The sequence below is a fragment of the Sorangium sp. So ce375 genome, assembly GCF_051473855.1.
Lineage (GTDB): Bacteria > Myxococcota_A > Polyangia > Polyangiales > Polyangiaceae > Sorangium.
This window is the reverse complement of sequence record NZ_CP150335.1, coordinates 6,967,104-6,991,514: the sequence shown is the minus strand read 5'-3', so window position 1 is coordinate 6,991,514 and position 24,411 is coordinate 6,967,104. Positions and strand designations below refer to the sequence as shown.

The window sequence follows — 24,411 nt, the reverse complement described above, 5'->3', positions numbered from 1 at the left end:
GCTGGACGGCGCCCCGAGCCATGCACAACGACGGTGTCCACGTCGAGCGGCTCGAAGAGGCGCTGAGAGCGATATCGATGGACTCCGGGGACTCCGGCGCATTCCGCCCCGTGTCGCTCGCCTCTCCCACGCACGAGGCGAGACGATTCGATAGGTCGTGACCGGATCAACGGCCAACCGTCTTGGTGCCGATCGCGCGCACCGCCAGCGCCGCGAGCAGCGCGCACAGCCACGCGAAGCCATAAGCGGCCGCCGGGGGCGCCCACGCGAGCCCCACGCGCAGCGCCACGAAGAAGGAGGCGAAGCCGAGCAGGCCGCGCGCGAAGCCCGCGAGCAAGGCCACCGTGGCGGCCGCGCCGTGCCTGGGCAGGGTGAAGCACGGCAGGACGTTGCCGGTGATGGGGACGGCGAGCAGCAGCCCGCTCACGCCCGCCGGCACAGCGCCAGCGCTGCGCACGATGCAAAAGGCCATGGCCACCGCCGCGGCCACGCGGCAGGCGAGCTCGACGCGCGGAATGGTCACCGCCGCGGGCGGCTCGCGCAGGCGCGGCAAGGCGAGCGCGCCCAGCGCGGGCGACGCCAGCGCTGCGGCGCACGCGAGCGGCGGGGGCAACCGCAGCGCGAGGAGCGCCGCCCCCGCCGACAGGAAGGCCGCGTTCGCTGTGAGCAGCGCCACGCCCCAGCGCCGACCCCACCGCGCGCACCACGCGAAGCCGAGCACATGGACGATCGTGGCCGGGAGGCACACCAGCGTCGCGAGCGCGATCTCGCTCGCGTGGGCGGGCGTCTCCTGCAGCAGCACGAAGCCCATGATCGGGCCCACGATCATCGGCAGTCCGGCGATCGTGCCGCCCACCGCGTGCCCGAAGCGGCGCGCCGCCAGCGAGGCGAGCAGCACCGACGCGCCGACCAGCGCGAGCTTCAGCAGCACGCGGGCCCGCGCCTCCATCGAACGCGCCGCACGACACGCATGGGTCGCGGGCCCTGTAGGGCTGCGCGCCATGTGAGACAATGCCGGAAGCTCACCCGCTCGGCGCCTCAGGGTGGTCAGACCTCCGGCGCACGGCGCGCGCCGACCAGGGCGCCGAGGACCGAGGCCGCGCCTCGACGCTGCGACGCACCACGCGGCGCGCCGAAGGGACGCGGCACGCGGCGCGCTGCGCTCGCCCGCCGGCGCGTCGAGCTCCCGCCGGTTTGCGACGCTCGGGGGATCTGTGCTGCGCCGGGCTCCCCGTGTACCCTCTCGGTGGCCTCCTCATGTCGACATGCCCTACGTGCCGAACCGAGCATGCGGACGGCGTCGCTGCTTGCGCGCCGGACGCCGAGAGGCTCCCGGCGGACCCCTCGCGGCCTGGCCCTGATCCGGAGCTCGCGCCGGGCACGCTGGTCGGCGAGTACCGCGTCGAGGCGAAGATCGGGGCAGGGGGCTTCGGCACGGTCTACCGCGCGATGCACCCCGTCATCGGCAAGGCGGCGGCCATCAAGGTCCTGAGCCGCCAGTGCTCCGCGAACCCGGAGCTCGTCTCCCGCTTCGTCGCCGAGGCGCGGGCCGTGAACCAGATCAGGCACCGCAACATCATCGACATCTTCTCGTTCGGCGCCCTCGAGGACGGCCGGCACTACTACGTGATGGAGCTGCTCGAGGGGATGACCCTCGACGCCTACCGCCGCAAGCGCGGGCGCCTGCCGCCCGCCGAGGCGCTGCCGATCCTCGTCAAGATCGCGCGCGCGCTCGACGCCGCGCACGCCGCGGGCATCGCGCACCGCGACCTCAAGCCCGAGAACGTGTTCCTGGTCTTCGACGAGGACGGCGCGATCTTCCCGAAGCTGCTCGACTTCGGCATCGCCAAGCTGCTCGGCGAGTCCTCGACCGCGGCGCACAAGACGCGGACGGGGCACCTCATCGGGACGCCGCTCTACATGTCCCCCGAGCAGTGCCGCGGCAAGAACGTCGATCACCGGACGGACGTGTACTCGTTCGGGATCCTGGCGCACGAGCTGCTCGCCGGCGCGCCGCCGTTCGACGGCGAGAGCGCGTTCGACCTCCTGATCAAGCACACGTCGGAGGCGGCTCCCCCCGTGTCGAGCGTGGCGACGCACCTGTCGCCGGCGCTCGACGCGCCGCTCCTGCGGATGCTCGAGAAGGAGCCCACGAGCCGCCCGGCGTCGCTGCTCGAGGGGACCGCGGCGCTCGTGGAGGCGGCGCGTGGCGCGGGATACGACCTGCCCGCGGGCCTGCTGCGGGCGAGCGACGCCGCCGTCGGGCGCGGCGCGGGCGACGCCGTCGCCGGGCGCGGCGCGGGCGACGCCGTTGCCGGGGTCCGCGCGCGCGCTGCAGCCACGGAGACGCTGGAGGCTGGGCTCGCGCCGACGCAGCGTGGCCCCGTTGCAGGTGCGAGCACGGGACCGCACGGGACCGAGACGGTGCTGCAGCGGTCGCTCCCGGACAAGCTGGAGAGCACGCCGCCTGCGGCCTCGCGGCGGAGAGCGGCGCTCATCGCGGCCGCCGTCCTCGGCGTCGCCGCGGCCGCTGCGCTCACGTTGCGCCTCGGAGACGGCGGACCCGCGGCCGAGACCCTGCGCGCGCCGGCGTCGGCCGCGGCGATGCCGAGGGCGGCGGCCGCGCTGAGCGCACCGGTCCTGCCGGCTTCGGCCGTCGCCACGACCGCGCCGTCGTCGCCGCCGCCGGCGACCGACGCGGAGGCGACCGCGGCGAGCGCCGACGCGGCGCCGCCCGACGTCGAGCTCCGGATCCAGGCGACGCCGAAGGAGCTCGAGGTGTGGAGCGAGGGCAAGCTCGTCGGCAAGGCGCCGGGACCGCTGCGCCTGCCGCGCGGGCACGCCGTGAAGCTCACCTTCAAGGCGCCCGGTTACCAGGAGCAGGCGCAGGAGGTCCCGGCCGAAGCGGACGGCGCGCTCACCGTGGCGTTGAAGAGGGCGGCGTCGACCGCGAGGGGCGCCGTCAGGAAGGGCGACCTGGAAAACCCGTTCCAGTGAGCATGCGCGCGCGGCACGGCTTCAGGCGACACGTGAGGGCGATCGGGGGTGCCGCGGCGCTGCTCGTCGCGGCTGCCGGCTCCGCCGGGTGCGTGGACCTCGGCGAGATCTCCCCGGGCGTGTGCGGCAACGGCGTCATCGAGCCGTCGCGCAACGAGGACTGCGACTGCTTCGAGGCGAGCGAGCCCTGCCCCGTCGAGATGAAGGATGCGCAGGGCGCGATCTCGAGCGCCATGTGCAACCCACCCGGAAGCGAGAACGCGTGCCGCTTCGCGTGCGACGACGATGGCCGCGGCTGCCCGAGCGGGTGGGGCTGCGGGGTCGATCGCGTGTGCCGCGTCTCCACGGGCACTTTCAAGCCGCTCGGCGCCGCGCTGCCGCTCGGCGCGCAGCGGCTGATCACCGGCGATCTCGACGGCGACGGCCGTGGCGACCTCGTGGGCGTCGGCTCGACGAGCCTCGAGGCGCTCTACTTCGATGCGAACAGCACGGTGGGGACCCAGGTGTCGATCCCCTCCGCAGGGGACACGCCCGCGCTCGCGCGCCTCACCGACGACGGGACGACCGACATCGCGCTCAGCGTGGGGCCCGGCGTGGCGATCCTGAGCGGCGAGCCGGGCCGCACGTTCGCGCCGGTCCCCGTGCTCGCGTCGGTGTTTCACCTGGGTTTGCTGCTCGGCGCGGAGCCCGAGACGACGACCCTGCGCGGCGCGCGGCTCCTGCCGGTCGGAAGCACGCGCGAGAACGGACAGACGTGGGTCGCCCTGGTCGTCGGGACCGACACGAGCGGCGCGGCGCCGGAGGATGTCATCGCCGTCGTGCAGGGGGCGGAGCGCGGCCGGTTGTCGTTCATCGATCTGCTGCGAGGGCCGCGCGACGTCGCCGGTCCGCTCGTGAGCGCGGAGCTCGGCGGCGGCCCGCTCCACGAGGTGGTCGTCGCGCTCGCGGACGACTCGGCCGTGCACATCTACTCGCCGGACGACGGCGCGCACACCGCGGTGGAGCTCCCGGCAGGCGCGCGGATCGCGGGCGCGGCCTTCCTCCGGGACGTGACCGGCGACGGCGTCCTCGATCTGCTCGTCGGCGCCACGTGCGCGCAGGCTGATCCCGGCTTGCCCGCGGGCGCGCCTTGCTACGAGCTCGACGTCGCGGAGGGCGCGGGCGGCGGCGCGTTCGGCGCCCTGGAGCCGTACGGCGATCTCTCGTACCCGGCCGACGACATGGGCTCCGAGCGCTTGCCCGGCTCCGGGGCCCCCGTCGCCGTCGGCGATCTCAACGGCGACGGGGTGATCGACATCGTGGACCCCGACGCCGTGAGGCTCGGAAAGGCGCGGCCGTCTCCTCCCTACCAGGTCGAGTTCGACCGGCTCGCGCCGGCGAACGGCCGGCGCTGGACCAGCGCGGTGATCGCGGATCTGACCGGCAACGGTGCGCCCGACGTCGTCGCCGGCTCCGCGGACGCGACGGATCTGACGTTCTTCAACGGCGTCCCCGGCGCGCAGGCCGCCGACTTCAAGCTCAACGAGCTCAAGATCCCGACGCTGGGCAACGTCTCGAGCTTCGTCGTGGGCGACTTCGACGGCGATCTTCTGCCGGACCTCTCGTTCGCCGAGAGCGCCGGGAGCTCGGTGTCGAGCGCGGACCACCCGACGCTGGCCGTCTGCTTCGGCCGGTACATGAAGGCGCCGGAGCCGCCGGTGCGGCTCGGCGCCTTCGAGGGGCTCCTCGATATCGCGGCGGTGCGGCTTCCCGAGCCGAACGACGCCGTGGACGACATCAGCGTGCTCTTCTCGCACCTGGGGGACGTCGCGTTCAGCCTCATCGAGGGCAGCAGCTCGCGGTCGCTGCTGCCGCCGTTGCCGCTCGTCCGCGAGGGCGACGTGCGCCAGGCAGGCGAGCTGCGCGCCGTGAGGAGCATCGCCGGCCGCTTCGGGGGCGATCGGGCAGAGGTCGCCTCGCTGACGATCGCTCCTCCGAGCCCTGGTTCCTCCCGGGGCTCGGCCGATCTGTGGCTCTTGCCGGCGGTCGACGCGGGCGCGATCGCCATGGTCGACGAGGACGAGCACCGCGTCTCGCTCCCTGCGGAGCTCGTTCCCTCCCGGGAGCCCGCGTGGGCGCTGGACGGGGTCGCCGTCGATCTCGACGCCGATGTGCCCGACGGCGATGGATCCGACGAGCTCGTCCTCACGCTGCCGATCGAGGTCGCGGAGGAGGACGCCGCAGCGGAGCCGGGGGCGCCGGCGCTGGGCGGTGTGGTCGCCGTCGCGCGCCGCGGCGCGAGCGGCGCTTTCGAGGTGCCGGAGGCGGCCTTCGCGCCAGCGCCTCACACGCTGTACGGGCGGCTCCGCGCCGGCGACGTGGACGGCGACGGCCGAGCGGACGTCGTGGGCATCGCGTACGAGCTGGCGCCGGGGACGCGGACGATCACGGCGAGCCGGCTCGCCGTCTTCTGGAACAGGGGTGACGGCGAGCTCGAGGCGCCGGTCGAGCTCGCCGCGCCGGGCGCCGGTCTCGAGGACCTGGCGAGCGAGGTCACGAGCGCCGACTTCGCGCGCGTCGACGAGCGGGCGGGGAGGTCGCTCCTCGTGCTCACGCGCGGCGCGGCCTACGCGCTCGACGCGTGCGGCGAAGGCGCGGCGGACTGCCAGGATCTCGGCCAGCACCGGGTTCGGAGCCGCAAGCTCGACGGCATTCCCGGAGGCTCCGCGATCGCGACGTGCGACGTCCTCGGCGACGGGGTCGACGATCTCGCGGTGCTCAGCGACGGCGCGCTCCGCGTCCACGAAGGAGTCCCGATCCGCCGATGAAGACCTCGCTGTGCGTCGTGCTCATGGCCCTCGCGGCGACGGCGCTCGCGCCGAGCGCGGCCGCGGCCGAGGAGGACATCGAGCAGGCGAAGGCGCTCTTCAACGCCGGCGCCCAGGCCTACGCCGCGACACGGTACCGCGACGCGGTGCAGTCGTTCGAGGCGGCGTACCGGAAGGCGCCGCGCCCTGCGCTCCTGTTCTCGCTGGCCCAGGCCTACCGGCGCCTGTACGTGGTCGAGCAGAGCCCCGAGGCGCTGAGGGCGGCCATCGCGAACTACCGGCGTTATCTCGAGGACGTCCCGCAGGGCGGGCGCCGCGCGGACGCGACCGAGGCCCTGAGCGAGCTCGGGGTGATCGCGGCGCGCCTCGAGGCGAGCGCTCCGGCGTCGACCGCCGCGCCCGCGGCGCCGGAGGCGGCGCCGCCCGACGTCAAGCCGCGGACCCGCATCAACGTCACCTCGCCGACCGCCGGGGCCCGCGTGTCCATCGACGCCGGCGCGCCGGTCGACGTGCCGCTGATGGCCGAGGTCCAGCCGGGCAAGCACCGGATCAAGATCACGGCCGACGGCCACGTCGACGAGGAGCGCGAGGTGGTCGCGATCGAGGGGGACGTCCTCGGGATCGACCGGGAGCTGCGCGAGCGGCCGGCGCTCCTCCAGGTGAAGGCCCCCGTCGGCGCGCAGGTCACGCTGGACGGGCGCCTCGTCGGCACGACGCCGCTGCCGCCGATCCAGGTCGCCCCTGGCAAGCGGTTCTTCGTCGCCACGAAGAACGGCCACAGGCCGTTCTCGCGCGAGCTGTCGCTCGGCCGTGGCGAGCGCCGTGTCATCGAGGTGGGCCTCTCGAGCTCCTTCCAGCGGAAGATGTCCTATGGCCTCGCCGCGATGGGGGCCCTGTCCGCTGGCGTCGGCGTGCTGACGCTGGCCTCGAGCCTCGCGGAAGAGGAGAAGGCGCGCGAGATCGCCGAGAAGCGCGCGGTGCAGGGGATCTCGGAGGAGGAGCTGGGCGACTACCGGGCTCACCTCGACACGCGCGACGAGCTCGCGAACGCCACCATGGGCCTGTTCGGCGCTGCCGCTGCGTTCGCCCTCGGCGGCTTCGTGATCTACGCGTTCGATACGCCGAACCCCCCGCCGCTGCCCGCGCGCACGGACCCTGCGCCCGCGCGCACGGGCGGCCCGATGCTCGAGCTCTCCGCCGTGCCCGTCCTCGGGCCGGGGTTTGGCGGGGCGGGGCTCATCGGCCGGTTCTGGTGAAGGCGCCGCGGCGCCGCGAGCGGCCGAGGGCGGCCATCGCGAGCTAGCGGCGGATTCTGGGGGGAGGTCGAGCCGCGCGGCGCGCGGCGTGTGGTGCTGCGCGGGCGCGCGGCGTGTGGTGCTGCGCGGGCGCGCGGGGGAGGCATCGGTCGACGCCTTCGCCCCGCGCGCCCGCCTACGCTCGACGCGTCAGTTGGGGAACCCGTCGATCTGGCAGGTCAGGCTGCAGCCGTCGCCGGCCTTGCGGTTGCCGTCGTCGCACGCCTCGTACGTGCTCTGCACCTTGCCGTCGCCGCAGTACGGGCCGTAGACGCAGCCCGGCGCGCACTTGCCGTAGCCGCCGGTGTTCTTGCCGTCGCCGTCGTCGCACTGCTCCGGGCCGTTGCGGATGCCGTCGCCGCAGCGCGGGCCGAGCTGGCAGCGCGGGCCGCACTTGCCGTAGCCGCCGGTGTTCTTGCCGTCGTCGCACTGCTCGCCGGGCTGGACGACGCCATCGCCGCACTGCGCGCCGAGGCGGCAGTTGTTGCTGCAGCCCGTGGCCTCGTTCGGGGGATCGCACTGCTCGCCCCACTCCTCGTCGACGCGGCGGTCACCGCACTTCGCCGCCGGGGTGCAGTCGGGCATGCAGGTCCCGTAGAGGCCGTCGTTCACGCCGTCGTCGCAGGTCTCCGCGCCGTCGACGCGGCCGTCGCCGCAGTACGGACCGTACTGGCAGAGGGCATCGCACCCGTTGTATTCGCCGCTGTTCTCGCCGTCGCCGAGATCGCAGTCCTCCTCCGCGGGCTGGACGATGCCGTCGCCGCAGCGCGGCCCGAAGATGCACGAGGGCCCGCACTTGCCGTACTCGCCGTCGTTGATCCCGTCGTCGCACTCCTCGCCGAACTGCGGCTGGATCACCCCGTCGCCGCAGTGCGCGCCGAGCCGGCAGCTGACGCAGTTCGGGTCGGTCGCGCTGTCGCACTCCTCGCCCCAGTCCGCGTCGACGCGGTCGTCGCCGCACCTCGGCGCCGGCGTGCAGCCCGGAGCGCAGGTGCCGTAGGTGCCGTCGTTCACGCCGTCGTCGCACGCCTCGGCGCCGTTCTTGATGCCGTCGCCGCAGTACGGCCCGTAGTCGCAGGTCGCCGTGCACCCGCCGTACGCGCCGGTGTTCTGCGCGCTGCCGAGATCGCAGTCCTCCTCCGCGGGCTGGACGACGCCATCGCCGCAGCGCGGCCCGTAGAGGCACGCGGGCCCGCACTGGCCGTAGCCGCCGTCGTTGACGCCGTCGTCGCACTCCTCGCCGAGATCCCGCTGCGTGATCCCGTTGCCGCACTGCGCGGGGAGCCGGCAGCTCACGCAGCTCGGGTCGGTCGTGCTGTCGCACTCCTCGCCCCACTCCGTGTCGACGTGGTTGTCTCCGCACCTCGGCGCCGGCGTGCAGCTCGGGTTGCAGGTGCCGTAAGCGCCGTCGTTCACGCCGTCGTCGCACCCTTCGGCGCCGTTCCTGATGCCGTCGCCGCAGTACGGCCCGTAGTTGCAGGTGGCGGTGCACCCGCCGTACCCGCCGGTGTTCTGCGCGCTGCCGAGGTCGCAGCGCTCTTCCTCGGGCTGGACGATGCCGTCTCCGCAGCGCGGCCCGTAGAGGCAGGCGGGCCCGCACTGGCCGTAGCCGCCGTCGTTGACGCCGTCGTCGCACTCCTCACCGAGATCCCGCTGCGTGATCCCGTTGCCGCACTGCGCGGGGAGCCGGCAGTTCACGCAGCTCGGGTTGGTCGCGCTCTCGCACTCCTCGCCCCACTCCGTGTCGACGCGGTTGTCGCCGCACCTCGGGGCCACCGTGCAGTTCGGGTTGCAGGTGCCGTAAGCGCCGTCGTTCTTGCCGTCGTCGCACCCCTCGGTGCCGTTCCTGATGCCGTCGCCGCAGTAGGGCCCGTAGGTGCAGGTGGCCGTGCAGCCGCCGTACCCGCCGGTGTTCTGCGCGCTGCCGAGGTCGCAGCGCTCTTCCTCGGGCTGGACGATGCCGTCGCCGCAGCGCGGCCCGTAGAGGCACGAGAGCCCGCACTGGCCGTAGCCGCCGTCGTTGATGCCGTCGTCGCACTCCTCGCCGAGGTCGCGCTGCGTGACCCCGTCGCCGCAGTGCTCGCCGAGCTGGCAGCGCACGCAGCTCGTGTCGGTCGCGCTGTCGCACTCCTCGCCCCAGCCGGTGTCGACGCGGTTGTCGCCGCACCTCGGCGCCGGCGTGCAGTTCGGGTTGCAGGTGCCGTAGAAGCCGTCGTTGACGCCGTCGTCGCACCCCTCGGTGCCGTTCCTGATGCCGTCGCCGCAGTACGGCCCGATCTGGCAATCGAGCGTGCAGCCGCCGTAGCCGCTCGCCGTGTTGCCAGTGCCGAGATCACACGCCTCGTACGGGGCGTTGACCGCGCCGTCGCCGCACCGGGGCGGGGCCATGCACCCCGGCGCGCAGGCGTTCGAGGCGTTGGCGTACGTGCTGTTGTTGACCCCGTTGTCGCAGGCCTCCGGGCCGTTCTTGATGCCGTCGCCGCAGTACGGCCCGAGCTGGCAGTTGTTGCACTGGCCGTAGGCGGTCCCGTTGTTGCGGCCGTCGTCGCACTCCTCGCCCGGCGTCACGACCGGCGGCTCGACCCCGCACTGCGGCGTGCACACCGACGTGCCGGCGCTGAAGCCCGACAGCGTGAGCTGGTAGTTCGACCCGGTGACGTGGCGCTCGGCCTGGAACACCGCGATCTCGTAGACCTTGCCCGCCTCGAGGTTCAGGTCGACGTCGTAGCTGGTGCCGCGGTTCGTGCAGCCGGCGGTGGCGGCGCACGGGGTCACGCGCGCGTCGCCATTATCCAGGATGGTCACGCTCTCCTGGAGCTGCCCGTGGATGCCGCCGATGTCCGCGGTCAGCGTGTTCTTGATGAACACCCAGACGTCGTCGTCACCGAAGAAGGTGAGCACCGGATCGGCCGCGGCGCCGTTCGGCATGAACCGGAACCAGTACCGGACCTCGCTCGTGAAGTAGAAGTTGTGCCCCTGATCTTGCGTCCGCTCCATCCCGGCGGAGACCAGGTTGTTGAGCACGGGATCGCCGCCCGGCGGGGTGCGGTCCACCGGCCAGAACGGGTTCCGCTGGTACACGTACCTGCCGGCGTCCGGGAGCAGCTCGATGGTGGTGACGAGCGTCCGGTTGAACCTTGCGTTGTCCCGGTACCACCACTGGAAGTTCTCCTGCCCCGTGGTCCAGCCGTTGTTCGCGGTCGGCGGGAAGGGGCCGGTGCCGTAAGCGTTCACGGGCTTGCCCGCGCCGTCGAGCGTCGTCTGGACTGTGTAGTCGGTCTGCCCGTTGCCCGTGATCTCGAAGTCGAAGTGCCCGATGAGGCCGTCCGCCAGGTTGGCGTCGCATTGGGTGTTGCTCGAGCTGCTGTTGTTGCCCTCCGGGCACCAGCCGATGAAGTCGCGGATGACCATCGGCAGCCGCATTTCGGTGGGCGTCACGGTGCAGGAGTAGCCCGGCTCGACCGTGCACGTGGCGGAGCAGCCGTCGCCGCTCACGGTGTTGCCGTCGTCGCATGCCTCGGTGGGGTCGCCGGGCAGGAGGATGCCGTCGCCGCACTTCGAGATGCACGCGCCGCCCCTGCAGTCCGGCTCGCCCTTGCAGTCCGGCGTGCAGGTGTCGCGCCAGTTGCCGTTGCCGTCGTCGCACGCCTCGGTGCCCTCGCGGACGCCGTTGCCGCAGACGGAGAAGCCCGTACAGTCCTGGGGCTCGTCGTTGTCGCACATGCTGCCGGGCTCGATCCGGCAGGTCTCGTCGCAGCCGTCGTCCGAGAAGTCATTGCCGTCGTCGCACTGCTCGGCGCCGTTCCTGACGCCGTCGCCGCAGACGGTCTTGCAGGGGAACCCGACGCGCGAGCAATCCCACCCGTGCTCGATCGTCCGGCAATCGGCGCTGCAGCCGTCGCCGCTCACCGGGGGCTGCTTCCCGTCGTCGCACACCTCGGCGCCGCTGATCTTGCCGTCGCCGCACACGGGCGGCGGGGGCGGGGTGCAGCGCCCGCCCGCCGGCGGGCACGTCCAGCCGACCTCGATCTTGCACTGCGGCGTGCAGCCGTCGCCGCCGACAGGGTTCCCCCCGCCGCCGTCGTCGCACTGCTCTCCGAGCTGCACCACGCCGTCGCCGCAATAGGTCCTCTCGGTGCAGGGCTGGTCGGGCCGGCAGATCCAGCCCTCCTCGAGCCGGCAATCGGCCGTGCAGCCGTCGCCCGACACGGGCGGGTCCTCGCCGTCGTCGCACTCCTCGCCGCCGTTCACCCGGCCGTCGCCGCACTGGAAGACGAGGATGCAGGCCTTGCCCGGCTCGGGGCACACGTACGCCGGATCGACCGTCTTGCAATCCGCGCTGCAGCCGTCGTCGCCTCGGGTGTTGCCGTCGTCGCAGATCTCGCCGGGGTTCACCACGCCATCGCCGCACCGGATCAGGAGCTCGCAGGGCCGCCCCGGGATCGGGCAGTTGTAGAAGGCCTCCTGCCGGCACAGGCTCGAGCAGCCGTCGCCGCCCGCGGTGTTGCCGTCATCGCACTGCTCGCCGGTCTCCTTGAGGCCGTTGCCGCAGGCCGGCAGCCGCGTGCACGGCTGACCGGGGCTGCTGCACTGATACCCCTCCTCGCGCATGCAATCCGCGCTGCAGCCGTCGCCGCTCCGGGTGTTGCCGTCCTCGCACTGCTCGCCGTCGTTCACGCGGCCGTCGCCGCACCAGTAGTTGAGCGTGCAGGGCTCACCGGGCCTGTTGCACGTGTAGATCGGCTCCACCGCGCTGCAGTCGGCGCTGCAGCCGTCGCCGCTCACGGTGTTGCCGTCGTCGCAGATCTCGCCCGGGTGGAGCACGCCGTCGCCGCACCGGATCAAGAACTCGCACGGCTGTCCCGGCGTCGGGCAGGTGTAGAAGGCCTCCTGCCGGCACAGGCTCGAGCAGCCGTCGCCGCCTCGGGTGTTGCCGTCGTCGCACTGCTCGCCGGTCTCCTTGAGGCCGTTGCCGCAGGCCGGCAGCCGCGTGCACGGCTGACCGGGGCGGCTGCACTGATACCCCTCCTCGCGCATGCAGCTCGCGCTGCAGCCGTCGCCGCTCCGGGTGTTGCCGTCCTCGCACTGCTCGTCCTCGTTCACGCGGCCGTCGCCGCACCAGTAGAGGAGGGTGCAGGGCTCACCGGGCCTGGGGCAGGTGTAGATCGGGTCCACCGCGCTGCAGTCGGCGCTGCAGCCGTCGCCGCCCACGGTGTTGCCGTCGTCGCAGACCTCACCCGGGTTGATCGCGCCGTCGCCGCACCAGTAGAGGAGGGTGCAGGGCCGACCCGGCGTCGGGCAGGTGTAGAAGGACTCCTGCCGGCAGAGGCTCGAACAGCCGTCGCCGCCCGCGGCGTTGCCGTCGTCGCACTGCTCGCCGCTCTCCAGGAGGCCGTTGCCGCAGACCGGCAGCTTCGTGCAGGCCTGCCCGGGCCGCGAGCACACGAAGCCCGGCTCGCGCATGCAGGTGGCGCTGCAGCCGTCGCCGGAGGCCGGCGGGTCGTCGCCGTCCTCGCACTGCTCGCCGTTGTTCACGCGCCCGTCGCCGCAGCGATAGAGGAGGGTGCAGGGCTCACCGGGCTTGGGGCACACGTAAAGCGGATCCAGCACCTTGCAGTCGGCGCTGCAGCCGTCGCCGCCTCGGGTGTTGCCGTCGTCGCAGATCTCGCCGGGATCCACCGCGCCGTCGCCGCACCGGATCAGGAGCTCGCAGGGCTCCCCCGGCGTCGTGCAGACGTAGAAGGACTCCTGTCGGCAGAGGCTCGAGCAGCCGTCGCCGCTCGCGGCGTTGCCGTCGTCGCAGTTCTCGCCCGCCTCCTTGACCCCGTTGCCGCAGACCGGCAGGCGCTCGCACGGCTCCCCGGGCTTCGGGCACACGAAGCCCGCCTCGCGCTTGCAGTCCGCGCTGCAGCCGTCGCCGGGCGACTTGTTGTGATCGTCGCACTCCTCGGAGCCGTTCACGCGGGCATCGCCGCAGTCGTAGAGCAGCTTGCACGCCTCGCCCGGCTTCGGACAGATGTACGAGGGGTCGACGAAGGTGCAGTCGGCGCTGCAGCCGTCGCCGTCTCGGGTGTTGCCGTCGTCGCAGAACTCACCCGGATCGACCACGCCATCGCCGCACGCGATCGTCAGCACGCACGGCTCACCGGGCGTCGGACACGCGCAGTAAGGCTCGATCTCGCACAGACCGGAACAGCAGTCGCCGGGCAGGCTGTTGCCGTCGTCGCACGCCTCGCTGGCCTGGTTGATCTCGCCGTCGCCGCAGGCTGGCTCCTGAGGCAAGAGGCACTCGGGCGGCGGGTCGTCGCCGGCGCAGGGATCGGGCCCGCCGCCGCTTCCACCGCCGCCGGAGGCGACGCCCGAGCCGAAGTCGTTGCCGCCGGCGCCGGCGCCGGCGCCGCTCGTGGTCACGCCGCTCCCCGTGCCGCCTGCGCCAGGCTCGCCCGTGGAGGGAGCGCCTCCTCCACAGGCGACCGCTATTTGCAGCAATCCAACGGCCAAAGCCAGATAAGACGTTCTCAACCTCACGACACACCTCGACGAACACGAGCGGCCGCGCTCGGACAGGACGAACACGAGCACAGCCGCTCGGGCAGAAAGGCCGACGACCCGTTTCCAGGGTAGCCCGGCCGCCCTACGCACCTCTAGACGAAAATCACTTCATCCTGCGCCACTCGGCCACACCCAAACGCCCACCCGTTCGCGGCGGAGTCTGCGGAGCGCCGCTGACGAATGACGCGCGTTGCGCGACGCAGCGACGGATGGAGTCGGTGTTTCATTTCAGCTGCTGGTGCACAGGCGCGCGAGCCAGGCGGGCGGCCCGGTTCGAACTTGACATTTGCGCTGTGACGGGAATCCGGAGATGGTTTGTGCACAAAGCAAGCGCGGAGGACCCCGTGACCCCCGGATCTCGGCCGGAGCGCTATCCGCCCGTGCGCCTGAGCAGGCCTCCGATGCCCAGCCATTCGACGTACCCGCGCTGCAGCTCGCCGGTCCTGCGATTGATCTCCTCCGCCGCGCCGTTGCCGAGCGGGTCGAGCTCCGTACGAAGCGGCCGCTCCCCGGCCGGCAGCTCGGCGAGCTTCCGGATCGCGTCCGCGATCTGCTGCGGGTCGGGCGGGCCGTTGCGGTTCACCATCTCCATCATCGGCTTTCCCATCTCCGCGGTGAGCGCGAACAGGGGGCCGTACTCCGCCGCTCGGGCCGCGTCGGCGGCCTGCGTCGCGTTGGCCATCACGCTGGTCGTGGGGAACAGGCCCGGTTCGACGATGGCGACGTCGATCCCGAGCGGCGCGAGCTCGTAGCGGCAGCCCTCGGCCATCGCCTCCAGCGCGAACTTGCTCGCGCAATAGTGGCCGCAGAGCGGCATCACGACCCGCCCGAGGGTGCTGCTCACGTGGACGAGGAGGCCGCTCTTCTGCCGCCGCATCGCGGGAAGCACGGCGCGGTTGACGCGCACCGCGCCGAAGTAGTTCACCTGGAACGCGGCCTCGGCCTGCGTGACGGTGAACGCCTCCGTCGGCCCCTGGGCGTAGACGCCCGCGTTGTTGACAACGACGTCGACGCCGCCCGCCTCGTCGAGGACGCGCGCCACGGCCGCGTCGACCGAAGCGTCGCTCGTCACGTCGAGCTCGATCGCGCGGAGGGCGAGCCCCTCGCGCGCGCCGAGCTCCGCGAGCTCGGACGCGGGCCCCTGGTTCTTCGAGTTGATCCCGCGCATGCCGGCGAAGACGCGGTGTCCCGCGCGGGCGAGGGTGAGGGCGATCGCGCGGCCGAAGCCGCTGCTGGATCCTGTGATCAGGGAACGGAGCTCTCGGGTCATTCGAACGCTCGCTTTCGAAAGGGGGAGCGAGGAGCGTAACGCGCTGGATCGCGCCGGTGGAACCGGCGAACGGCGATCGCCGGAATGGCCGAAGCCGACACAGATGTCGCAGGAGGTACGTCCCCTCCGCGCCCGTGGGCACGCCGGACCATCGCGTCCAGCGGCGCGGTGGTGGAGCGGCGTACAGCCAGAGCGGTGGTCGTGAACAACCGCGCTGCCGCTCGCTCGGACGATATCGAATCCGCCGAGGCGCGCGGGACAAATGGCCACGTCGTCATCCTGGTACCGTCGCGACAGGCTCGCTTCGAACGTGGTTTGCAGCGATTGAATAGGAGGCTCGCGGGCTGCGCGCCGAGATGGTTCCAATGGGCCTGGAGCGGCCAGCTCGGTAGATGGCCGCGCGGCGCGATCCACCCGCGGATTGCCCTCCTCGATCCCTCTTTGTCGAACCGTATCTTCGGCCAGGCGGTCGGGCTGCCCATGAATCGTGTCTTCCGGTCCGTCGAGAACACGATCGCGGCCCTGTGCGTCCACCGCGCCTCACGCCCGGAGCTGGCCAGGGCGGCGTTCGCCAGCTCGAATGAGGGCGTGCGTGGCGCCATCCGCAGCGCACGGCCGCCGGCTGCCCTTCGCACGACCGATGTGGTAGCTGACCCGAGTGCCAGCAACTCACGAACCGTCGTACCTGGTCCCGGAGGCCATCGTCGCCTTCGAGGAGGGCGCGCGGCAGGCCGTCTATGACGTCATCGCCCTGCGCCGCGACGTGCGGCAGTTCGAGCCGGGGCGCGCGCTCGACGGGGCTGTCCTCCGGCGCGTCCTCGAGGCCGCGCACCTGGCGCCCAGCGTGGGATTCTCCCAGCCCTGGGGCTTCGTCCTGGTGCGTGACGAGGCGCAGCGCGCACGGATCCGCGAGAGCTTCCTCAGGTGCCGTGAGGCGGAGGCTGCCCGCTATCCGGCGGGCCGACGTGAGAAGTACCTGGCCTATCGGCTCGAGGGCATCCTCGAGGCGTCGCTCAACGTGTGTGTCGCGGTCGATCTGAGGCCGCGCGCGGAGGCGATCCTTGGCACCATCGTCCAGCCGGAGGCGGTGCGCGCGAGCGCGTGCTGCGCGGTGCAGAACCTCTGGCTCGCCGCGCGCGCCGAGGGCGTCGGCGTGGGCTGGGTCAGCATCGTGGAGCCCGCGGTCCTCCGCGCCGAGCTGCGCCTCCCGCCCGGCGTGGAGCCGGTCGCGTACCTCTGCCTGGGCCACCCCGTAGCGTTCCGGCGGCGGCCGATGCTCGAAGAGAGCGGCTGGCGAGAGCGGCGACCGCTCGATGAGGTCGTCCACGAACATGGGATCTGGCAAGACCGGGACGACGCGTGCCCGCCCGTGGCGGACCCGCCGAGCGAGCCGCCGCGCTCGTCGCTTCGGCCGATGGTGATTCCTCCGCTCGACGCTGCGGCCATGACGGCCGCCGGCGCGCACCGAGCCACGCTCGCCGCGCCGGCGGGCAGCCTGGGGCGGCTCGAGCAGCTCGCGACGTGGTGGGCCGGCGTGCGGGGCGAGTTCCCGCTCGCGTTGCCCGAGCCGGGGCTGGCCGTGTTCTGCGCGGACCACGGCGTCGCGGCGGAGGGCGTGAGCGCTTATCCCTCGTCGGCCACGACGGCGATGCTCGCCAACGTGATGGCCGGGGGCGCGGCGGTCTCGGCGCTGGCGCCGCGCCACGGCGTGCGCCTCGTCGCGGTCGACGTCGGCCTGACGGGCGATCTCTCGGCGCTGCCGTGCGCGCCTGTCGTCCCGCTTGTGCCACGGGTCGTGCGGCGCGGCACCGGCGACCTGCGGCGTGAGCCGGCGATGACGCGCGACGACGCGGTACGCGCGCTGGAGGCGGGCGCCGAGACCGCCCGCGCGCTCGCTGCGGAGGGCGTCACGCTCGTAGGCGTCGGCGACATCGGGAGCGGCAACACGATCGCCGCCACGGCGATCCTGTGCGCTCTCACGGGGGCGCCGCCGGCAGATCTCGCGGGGCCGCGCGCCGGGCTCGACGCGGAGGGCGCCGCGCGCAAGGCCGGCGTCGTCGCCGAGGCGCTCGCGCTGCACGCGCCCGACCCCACGGATCCGCTCGACGTGCTGGCCAAGGTCGGTGGGCTGGAGATAGCCGCGATGGCTGGCTTCGCGATCGAGGCTGCGCGGCTGCGCGTGGGGATCGTCCTTGACGGGCTCTTGGCGTGCACCGCGGCCCTCTGCGCCGTCAGGATGGCCCCTGCGCTCCGGCCCTGGCTCCTGGCCGCGCACCGCTCGGCCGAGCCGGCGGCGGCCCTTGCGCTCACCGAGCTCGGGCTCGATCCGCTCTTCGACCTGGGCCTCTGGCTCGGCGAGGGGACTGGCGCCGTGCTCGGGCTGCACCTCGTCGGCACGGCCGTCGCTGTGCAGCGCGAGATGGCGACGCTCGCCACGGCGGGATGACGGTGCTCACGGGGTCGTGGGCTGCTCCGCCTGCGGCTCCTTGTAGAACGCCACGTCGTCGATCCACAAGCTGAATTGACGGCTTGCCCCGAAGCGAAACTGGACGGCCCAGATCTTCGTCAGGTCGATCGCCTCGAACTGCTGGCCCCAGCTGGCCTGCGCGAGCTGGGAGAAGGGCACCTTGAACTGAGTCCAGCAATTCGTCAGCGTGACGATCTTGGTGAAGTGAGAGTCGCACCCGCCCCCCTCGTCGCTGCAAACGCCGCCCTCCCGCCATGTCTGCACGTCGACGAGGTCCACGGTCACCTTCGTCGAGGAGCCTTTGTCCGCATAGGCAAAGAAGGTGATGCCGCTGAACGCGGAGGCGTCGTAGAGGCCCTGCTTGGACGGCGAAGGGCTGTTCAACTGGAAGCCGAACAGGGAGCCCCAATCCTCGAACAGGTCGTCTGCCACGGCGTGCACCGCCATCGTGCTGTCGCCGCGCGGCACTTCGAGGAGGCTCATGATGAACGGCTCGCCCACGCCGGGCGTTTGCGTACCCTTGCCATCGTTCGCCGCGTACCAGGCCCCTTGCCGAGGGTTCGTTTCGTCTGGCACTTTGATGATGGTGTCGTTGTCATCTTCCATGTCGTCGATCAACGACAGTTCCAGGGTGGGGTCGCCCATCGGCGGCTCCCCACACCCACCCCCCGCACCTCCGCCGCCCGCGTTCGCGCCGCCGGCGCCCTCACCGCCGGCGCCCCCGCCGCCCGCGTTCGCGCCGCCTGTCCCGCCTTCGCCGCCAGCGCCCCCGCCGCCCGCGTTCGCGCCGCCGGCACCCTCGCCGCCGGCGCCCCCGCCTCCAGCGCTGCCGCTCCTGAACTCGTAGATCTTATCGAAGCCGAAGATCTGGGCACATCCAACCCCGAGCACCGCAATGAGGCACCCGCTGGTCCACCGCGCAAAAGCCAGCTTGCTGTTCATGGTCATGAAAGGGATCTCCGAGATGCTTCAGCCAATCACGATAGGACGCTGCGTGCCAGAATGGAAGCGCGTCGGCCGCGGCGTGTACCGCGCGAGGCGCGGGCTCGAGAAGAGGAATGGCGGCCCCTCGCCGGCGCAGCGGTGCTCAGCCTGTCGAATCAAGGCAGCTCGGCGCGCGAAGCGACCGTTCCCTACATGATGTGTCGGCGTGAGGAAGTGTCCGCCGTGGACCGTCGGCGATTCGGTAGCTCTGGCGGGCTCCGGGGCGACAGCCCTGCGGCGCCGGCGGTGTGGTGGTGGGGTGCTTTGGACGAAGGTTGGGTCTTTTGAACAGCCAAGCCGCCATGAGACGCCAAGAACAACACAAGAATCCTGGCGTCTCATGGCAGCTTGGCTGTTCCATCTCTTCGGCTGCCCTGTCGCTCCCCGCGGGGGACATGAAGGAGGGAGCGTGGTGACGTCGGCCTCGATACGTCGCGTGCGGTAGGGGCCGCGTCAACGCGCGCTTCCGGCGCGGCGGCCGCGAGCCACGCCGGCGAGCGCGAGCCCGAGCAGCGCTGCCTGGACGAGGCACGTCTCCACCGCAGGGTAGATGCCGAGCGCGGTGAATCGAGGGAGGGGCAGCCGGTGCACCGGCATCAGCCCGCAGAGCTGGAAGGAGGCCACTGCGCGGCCGGCGAGCGGGACGCACAGCAGACAGCCGAGCCAGGCGGGAGGGCTCGGCCAGCGGCGCGCGGCCGTCCGGCTCATGCGGGCGACGAGCGCCGCGGCGGCGGCGAGCAGCGCGAGCCCGAGCAAGACACCGGCGACGGCGGGCGGCGCGACGTGCACCGACACGCCGAGCGCGGCGTCGAGCGCCGAGAACGCCGCGCCGAAGGTGGCCAGCAGCGCGGCCGCGAACACGACCGCTCGCCCGCCTGGCGGCAAGCCGCCTTGCGACGGCTCAGGCGAGCGCGCGCGACGCCAGGCGAGCCCCGCCGCGCCGGCGAGGGCCGCGAGCGCGAGCGAGGTCGTCGCGCCTGCCGCGAGCGTTCGCCAGAAACCGGCCATGTGCCCGAACGCCGCCGCGACCCAGGCGGCGAGCGCGAGCAGCAGCGCGGCGCCCGACGCGACGTGGACGGCTCGCCTGCTCCGGGACGACGAAGCTCCAGCCGCGAGCGCGGCCAGGAAGAGCGCCGCAGCGGCGAGCTCGCGCAGCAACAAGCGGCTCGACACCTCGGCCACGAGCCGACCCGGCGCGGCCCCGGACCGCGCGAGCGCGACCTCCGCGTAGGTCGTGTCGCGCAGGAGCGTGGCCATGCCCGCGTCCAGCGCGTCGGTCGTCGCGCCTGCCCCGAGCGCCGCGCGCAGGGCGAAGGCACCCTCGCCGAGGTCGTTCGCGAGCGCCTCCTTCACCGTGCGGACGCTGGCCTCGGCCGCGTCGATGCCGTCGAGCTGGGCCGTGTCGAGCGCCTCGCGCGCCTCGACGAGCCGGCCCTCGCGCAGGGCGGCGCGCCCCCGATCGAGCGCGGCGCGCGCGATGCAGAGGGGGTGTGACGCGGCCTCGCGGCCATAGGCGACGCGCCGCCGGAGCTCCGCGAGGAGCTCCGCGTGCCGCTCGGCGGGGATCCCGCGCGCGGAGAGCTCGGCGCGCAGGTCCGCGTCGGAGCGGACCGCGAGCTCGACCACGGAGTAATCCGGCAGATCGAGCGGCCGCGGCGCGGCGGCTGGCTGTGGGTGGTGGAGGCCGGCGACGTGAAAGGCGAGGTCCCAGCGGTCGCGGGCGGAGAGAAACGTGAACGGCACCATGGCCGTGCCTTGGACGCCGAATCGAACGGCGGACTCGATACCCATCGGCGCGAGCTGCTCGGCGATGGTCGCGTCATGGAAGTTCGCGGGGTGCGGGACCAGGGTCGCCGCGCGCCGCGTATCGGCGTGCCCCGTCGGGCCGTGGCAGGTGGCGCAGTTCTCCTGGTAGAGGGCCGCGCCGCGCTGCGCGTCGGGCCGCGAGAGCGGCGCCTCCGCCAGCCGGAACGCGGCCGCGACCCGGTCGCGCGCGCCCCTGGCTGCGATGGCGACCTCCTCCCCGGCGGCCTTCGCCTCGACGAGCCCGCGCACGCCGGCGACGCCCTGCGCGAGATCGCCCGCGCCGCTCTCGAGCGCCGACGGCTGGATGCGGGTAGCGACTTGCATCGCCTCGCCGAGCAGCGCGAGCTGCTCGTCATACTCGATGGTGCTGGTGACGGCGCCGTTCACCACGCACCCGCCGTAATCCATGGCGACGTAGCCGAGCACATGGATGAGGCGGCGCGCCTCGACCTCGGCCGGCTCCCCAGGGTCCGCCAGCGCAGGGCGCTCGCCCACGAGCACGAGGACGACGGCGGCCCCGATGGCCACCGCGGTGGCCGCGCTCACCGTCGCCGCGCGCCGGACGGGGGCGCCCCGCGCCGGCGAGCCGGTGCGCGCCCCCGTCGCGGTCATGCGCGCAGGCTCCGCGCCGTGAGTAAGAGCAGCAGGAGGAGCATGAAGCGTGCGAAGCGCGTGAAAACGCAATGACACATATCCCTCATACAATTGAAAAGGAATTCATGCTAGCTTCCCTCGATCGTGCCGCGACCCCGCTGCTCGACGACAATGCTTTGAGGTCCTCCTGATTGTGAGCACGCCGCGTGGCGCTCCCGATCGCCGTACCCGCTGGCCAAGGAGCAGAAAGGCTTTTCAAGGCTGACCTACGCTGCCGCTCCACGCGGAGCTGCGGGGAAGTCCCCGGCGCTCGCCGTCCGTGCGGAAGCGAGCCGACGCGGCAGGGCGCCGGGGACCCCGGGGGCGCCGGGATCATCGAGATGAGGCGTTGATCACGGATGCATAGCCACGGATGCATAGAGAGATGTCGCGTCCGTTTGACAGTAACAACGGAATTCTATCGTGCCTTAAGCGCGACCCGCAACGGCTGCGCTCCGGCGCAACGGCTGCGCTCCGGCGCGCCGGAGGCGTTGTAATGCGCGGCGGCGGCTGCCGTCGGTGCGAGGCTCTCCGATTTACGATGATCACTCATGTGTGTTTTCGGTAAGATGGTAGCAGCGCGTTCACGTCCAATGCGCTGATCGAGTGCGGTGTCAAGCGCGATGAGATCGATGGCGTGACCGCGGCGGGAAGGTGCTCGGCTCGCCCCATGGCGAGCGTTTGTCGGAGGCAAGGCGGGATGAAGCAGGAATCACGGAGGGTGAAGCAATGAAATTGAACCCCGGACATCTGGCCGCAGCGTCGGTGGCAGTGACGATGGCGTGGGCAGGCCAGGCGGCCGCCCAGTCGGTGGCGAGGCAGCCGTATCTGCAGTCGCTGACGCCCAGCTCGGTCTACGTCGTGTGGACGACCGATGTGAACACGGATAGCCGTGTGCGCTACGGCACCGATCCAGCGAACCTGACGCAGACGGTGAATGTTGGCACGCTCACGACCCAGCACGAGGTGCTCATCGGGGGACTCACCCCGAACACCCGCTACTATTACAGCGTCGGTACATCGAGCACGGAGCTGGCTGGCGGCACCTCCTCCTTTTACTTCGAGACCGCGCCGCCCGTTTCCACGCCGAAGAAGTTCCGGGCCTGGATCATCGGCGACACCGGGTACGGCGGCACCGCGCCCTGGGCGACGCGCGACGCGATGCTGAACTTCGTCGGCGCGTACCGTCCCAACCTGTTCCTGCACATGGGGGACATGGCGTACAACTTCGGCACCACCGACGAGTTCACGAACGGCTTCTTCAACCAGTACGCCACGATCCTTCGCAACACGGTCGTGTGGCCGACCTTCGGCAACCACGAGGGCCTGAGCTCCGACTCGGCCACGCAGACCGGTCCTTATTACACCGCCTACGTGCTCCCCAAGGCTGGGGAGGCGGGCGGGGTCCCCTCCGGTACGGAAGCTTACTACTCTTACGATTACGCGAACGTCCACTTCGTCGTCCTCGACGGCTACGGCTCCTCGCGTTACTCGGACGGCGTCATGGCGGCCTGGCTCGCCGCGGATCTCGCCGCGACGGACCAAGACTGGATCATCGCGTACATGCACTTTCCGATGTACACGAAGGGCACCCACGACTCGGACGAAGACTGGCTGACCATCGAGCACCGGGAGTACCTCCTGCCGATCCTCGATGAGGGTGGGGTCGATCTGGTGCTCTCGGGCCATTCGCACAACTACGAGCGCTCGTTCCTCGTGGACGGCGCCTACGATACGCCGACCACGGCGGCCGGGCACATCGTCGACGGGCATGACGGCAAGCCGCTCGGCGACGGCCCCTACGTGAAGCTCCCGGGCAAGGGGAGCCACGAGGGGGCGGTCCACATCGTCGCCGGCCACGGCACCTACGTGGGGGGCTCCGGCGGCCACCCGCTCATGTACTTCCAAGAGGCGCAGAGCGGCTCGTGCCTCCTCGATGTCGAGGACAACCGGCTCACGGTGTCCAACATCCGTTACGACGGCGTGATCAGCGATCGCTTCGCCATGGTGAAGGGAACGGCCATCGACGTGGCAGCGCCCGACGGCGGAGAGCGCCTGCCGCCGGGCGGCATCTACCCGATCCGCTGGGCGACGTCGGGGAACGTCCCCACCGTGCGGATAGAGTACACGACCGACAACGGCGCGACCTGGACCACGATCGCCAACAACGCGGCCAACACGGGCCGCTACAACTGGGTGGTTCCCTCCGTCGACACGGCGAGCGCCCTCGTCCGCGTCTCCGACGCCGAGCACCCGCTGCTCTCCGACGAGAGCAACGCCGGCTTCACGATCCAGAGCGCCCCTCGCACGGCGGTCTACTTCGGCGATTACTGGGTTTACGACGACCTGGGCGTCGACCGGGGCACGGCCTGGCGCAACCTCACGTACGATGACTCCTCGTGGAAGGGGGGCTGGGGGCAGCTCGGCTACGGCGACGGCGGGGAGAGCACGGTCCTCGACCGGGCCACGCCGTCGTACCCCACCGCTTACTTCCGCAAGATCATCCCGATCGAGGGGCCCGTCGCGCAAGCGACCATGAAGATCATCCACGACGACGGCGTCGTCGTCTGGCTCAACGGCACCCAGGTGGCGTCGAAGCGCGTGTCCGGCACGGCCTACGGCGACTATGCGACCGCGGAGTCGCGCGACGACGAGCTCACCACCGTGACGCTCTCCCCGAGCTCGTTCGTGGTCGGGAGCAACATCCTCGCCGTGATGGTCAAGCAATCGGCCCCCAATTCGAACGATCTGTCCTTCGACATGGAGCTGACGCTCACCTATGCGCCACCCGGCAGTGGGAGCAGCAGCTCGTCGAGCAGCAGCAGCTCAAGCTCGTCGAGCAGCAGCAGCTCGAGCTCGTCGAGCACGAGCAGCAGCTCGAGCGTATCCAGCACGAGCAGCTCGAGCGCATCCAGCGCGAGCACGGGCAGCGTCATGATGACCAGCGCGATGAGCGTGGGCAGCGCCGGGTCGGGCGGGGCCGGCGGCGCCGGCGGCGCCGGCTCGGGAGGTACGCCCGTGTGCAGGACCGTGCAGCGCGGCGTGTTCGGCACGGTCTGGGACGCGACGCTCTGGTCGGGCTCGCCGACCTACAAGGAGGGGTCGTACCTCTCGATCTCCACGGGCGGAGCCGGCACCGGCGGCTTCCGGGCTGCGCTGCTCTGGTTCGACCTCTCGTTCATCCCCGCGGGCGCGCCGGTCTATTCGGCCACCTTGACGATCAATCAGGTGTACAAGACGACGGCCTCCACCATTCGTCTCCACGAGGCCCTCGCGCCCTGGGGCGAGACGATCGTGAGCTGGTCCAGCTACAACCAGAGCTGGGAGCCGCTCAGCTTCGCGTCGTTTGTCGCAAGCAGTGGCTCCGGCGATCGGACCGCCGACCTCACGGACCTGGTGCAAGACTGGGTGAACGGCGTCCTCCCGAATTACGGGCTCGCCATGGAAGAGGACGCGGCGGGGGCGACGCAATGGCGGGCCAGCGAAGACACGACGGAGTCGCGCCGCCCGCGCCTCCAGGTCTGCTACGCACAGTGACCGCGCAGGGCGACGCCCCGCCGGATATCCCCTGCTGACCTGAACGTCCCCGGCTCATCGTCG

At 72.1% G+C, this 24,411-nt stretch carries 10 protein-coding genes; 5 read left to right on the top strand and 5 right to left on the bottom strand.

Annotated elements, in window-relative coordinates; genetic code table 11:
• Positions 1 to 166 precede the first annotated feature (166 nt).
• Positions 167 to 931: a hypothetical protein gene (locus tag WME90_RS25885; RefSeq protein WP_437274667.1), complete on the bottom strand. Its 765-nt coding sequence runs from the start codon at positions 929 to 931 to the stop codon at positions 167 to 169.
• A 326-nt stretch (positions 932 to 1,257) separates the two neighbouring features.
• On the opposite strand from WME90_RS25885, the gene WME90_RS25880 reads away from it, so the two are divergent.
• The 3 genes from WME90_RS25880 to WME90_RS25870 are packed head-to-tail and all read left to right on the top strand — an operon-like array spanning position 1,258 to position 7,060.
• On the top strand, positions 1,258 to 2,997 hold the full coding sequence (locus tag WME90_RS25880) for a serine/threonine-protein kinase (protein WP_437274666.1): 1,740 nt from the start codon (positions 1,258 to 1,260) through the stop codon (positions 2,995 to 2,997).
• A 32-nt stretch (positions 2,998 to 3,029) separates the two neighbouring features.
• Positions 3,030 to 5,804, top strand: coding sequence for a hypothetical protein (locus WME90_RS25875; RefSeq protein WP_437274665.1), 2,775 nt, complete (start codon positions 3,030 to 3,032; stop codon positions 5,802 to 5,804).
• Entirely contained in the window at positions 5,801 to 7,060 is a 1,260-nt protein-coding gene (locus WME90_RS25870) for a PEGA domain-containing protein (protein ID WP_437274664.1), read from the top strand. Before WME90_RS25875 ends, WME90_RS25870 begins: the two co-directional genes overlap by 4 nt.
• A gap of 189 nt (positions 7,061 to 7,249) precedes the next feature.
• Here WME90_RS25870 and WME90_RS25865 read toward each other — a convergent pair whose 3' ends face one another.
• Together WME90_RS25865 and WME90_RS25860 are read right to left on the bottom strand one after the other, a co-directional pair.
• Entirely contained in the window at positions 7,250 to 13,627 is a 6,378-nt protein-coding gene (locus tag WME90_RS25865) for a DUF4215 domain-containing protein (protein WP_437274663.1), read from the bottom strand.
• A gap of 394 nt (positions 13,628 to 14,021) precedes the next feature.
• Positions 14,022 to 14,921 carry an SDR family oxidoreductase gene (locus tag WME90_RS25860; protein ID WP_437274662.1) on the bottom strand — a complete coding sequence of 300 codons (900 nt, stop codon included), beginning with the start codon at positions 14,919 to 14,921 and terminating at the stop codon, positions 14,022 to 14,024.
• Between the two features lie 658 nt (positions 14,922 to 15,579).
• Between WME90_RS25860 and cobT the strand changes: the two genes are divergently transcribed.
• The gene (cobT, locus tag WME90_RS25855; protein WP_437274661.1) at positions 15,580 to 17,367 is read left to right on the top strand and encodes a nicotinate-nucleotide--dimethylbenzimidazole phosphoribosyltransferase; all 1,788 of its coding nucleotides are present in this window, start codon (positions 15,580 to 15,582) and stop codon (positions 17,365 to 17,367) included.
• A 6-nt stretch (positions 17,368 to 17,373) separates the two neighbouring features.
• Here the strand turns inward: cobT and WME90_RS25850 are convergent, their stop codons facing one another.
• Both WME90_RS25850 and WME90_RS25845 read right to left on the bottom strand, forming a co-directional pair.
• A complete protein-coding gene (locus WME90_RS25850) occupies positions 17,374 to 18,336 on the bottom strand; it encodes a hypothetical protein (protein WP_437274660.1) in 963 nt (320 codons plus the stop codon).
• A gap of 489 nt (positions 18,337 to 18,825) precedes the next feature.
• Complete coding sequence (locus WME90_RS25845) at positions 18,826 to 20,790, bottom strand: c-type cytochrome (protein ID WP_437274659.1); 1,965 nt, start codon at positions 20,788 to 20,790, stop codon at positions 18,826 to 18,828.
• Between the two features lie 750 nt (positions 20,791 to 21,540).
• Here WME90_RS25845 and WME90_RS25840 point away from each other — a divergent pair.
• On the top strand, positions 21,541 to 24,348 hold the full coding sequence (locus WME90_RS25840) for a DNRLRE domain-containing protein (RefSeq protein WP_437274658.1): 2,808 nt from the start codon (positions 21,541 to 21,543) through the stop codon (positions 24,346 to 24,348).
• Positions 24,349 to 24,411: the final 63 nt, after the last annotated feature.

Excerpts from the sequence above, each read along its gene's own strand:
- WME90_RS25880 (WP_437274666.1), top strand. The coding sequence starts at position 1,258 with ATGTCGACATGCCCTACGTGCCGAACCGAGCATGCGGACGGCGTCGCT.
- WME90_RS25870 (WP_437274664.1), top strand. The coding sequence starts at position 5,801 with ATGAAGACCTCGCTGTGCGTCGTGCTCATGGCCCTCGCGGCGACGGCG.
- WME90_RS25860 (WP_437274662.1), bottom strand. The coding sequence starts at position 14,921 with ATGACCCGAGAGCTCCGTTCCCTGATCACAGGATCCAGCAGCGGCTTC.
- WME90_RS25850 (WP_437274660.1), bottom strand. The coding sequence starts at position 18,336 with ATGACCATGAACAGCAAGCTGGCTTTTGCGCGGTGGACCAGCGGGTGC.
- WME90_RS25845 (WP_437274659.1), bottom strand. The coding sequence starts at position 20,790 with ATGACCGCGACGGGGGCGCGCACCGGCTCGCCGGCGCGGGGCGCCCCC.
- WME90_RS25840 (WP_437274658.1), top strand. The coding sequence starts at position 21,541 with ATGAAATTGAACCCCGGACATCTGGCCGCAGCGTCGGTGGCAGTGACG.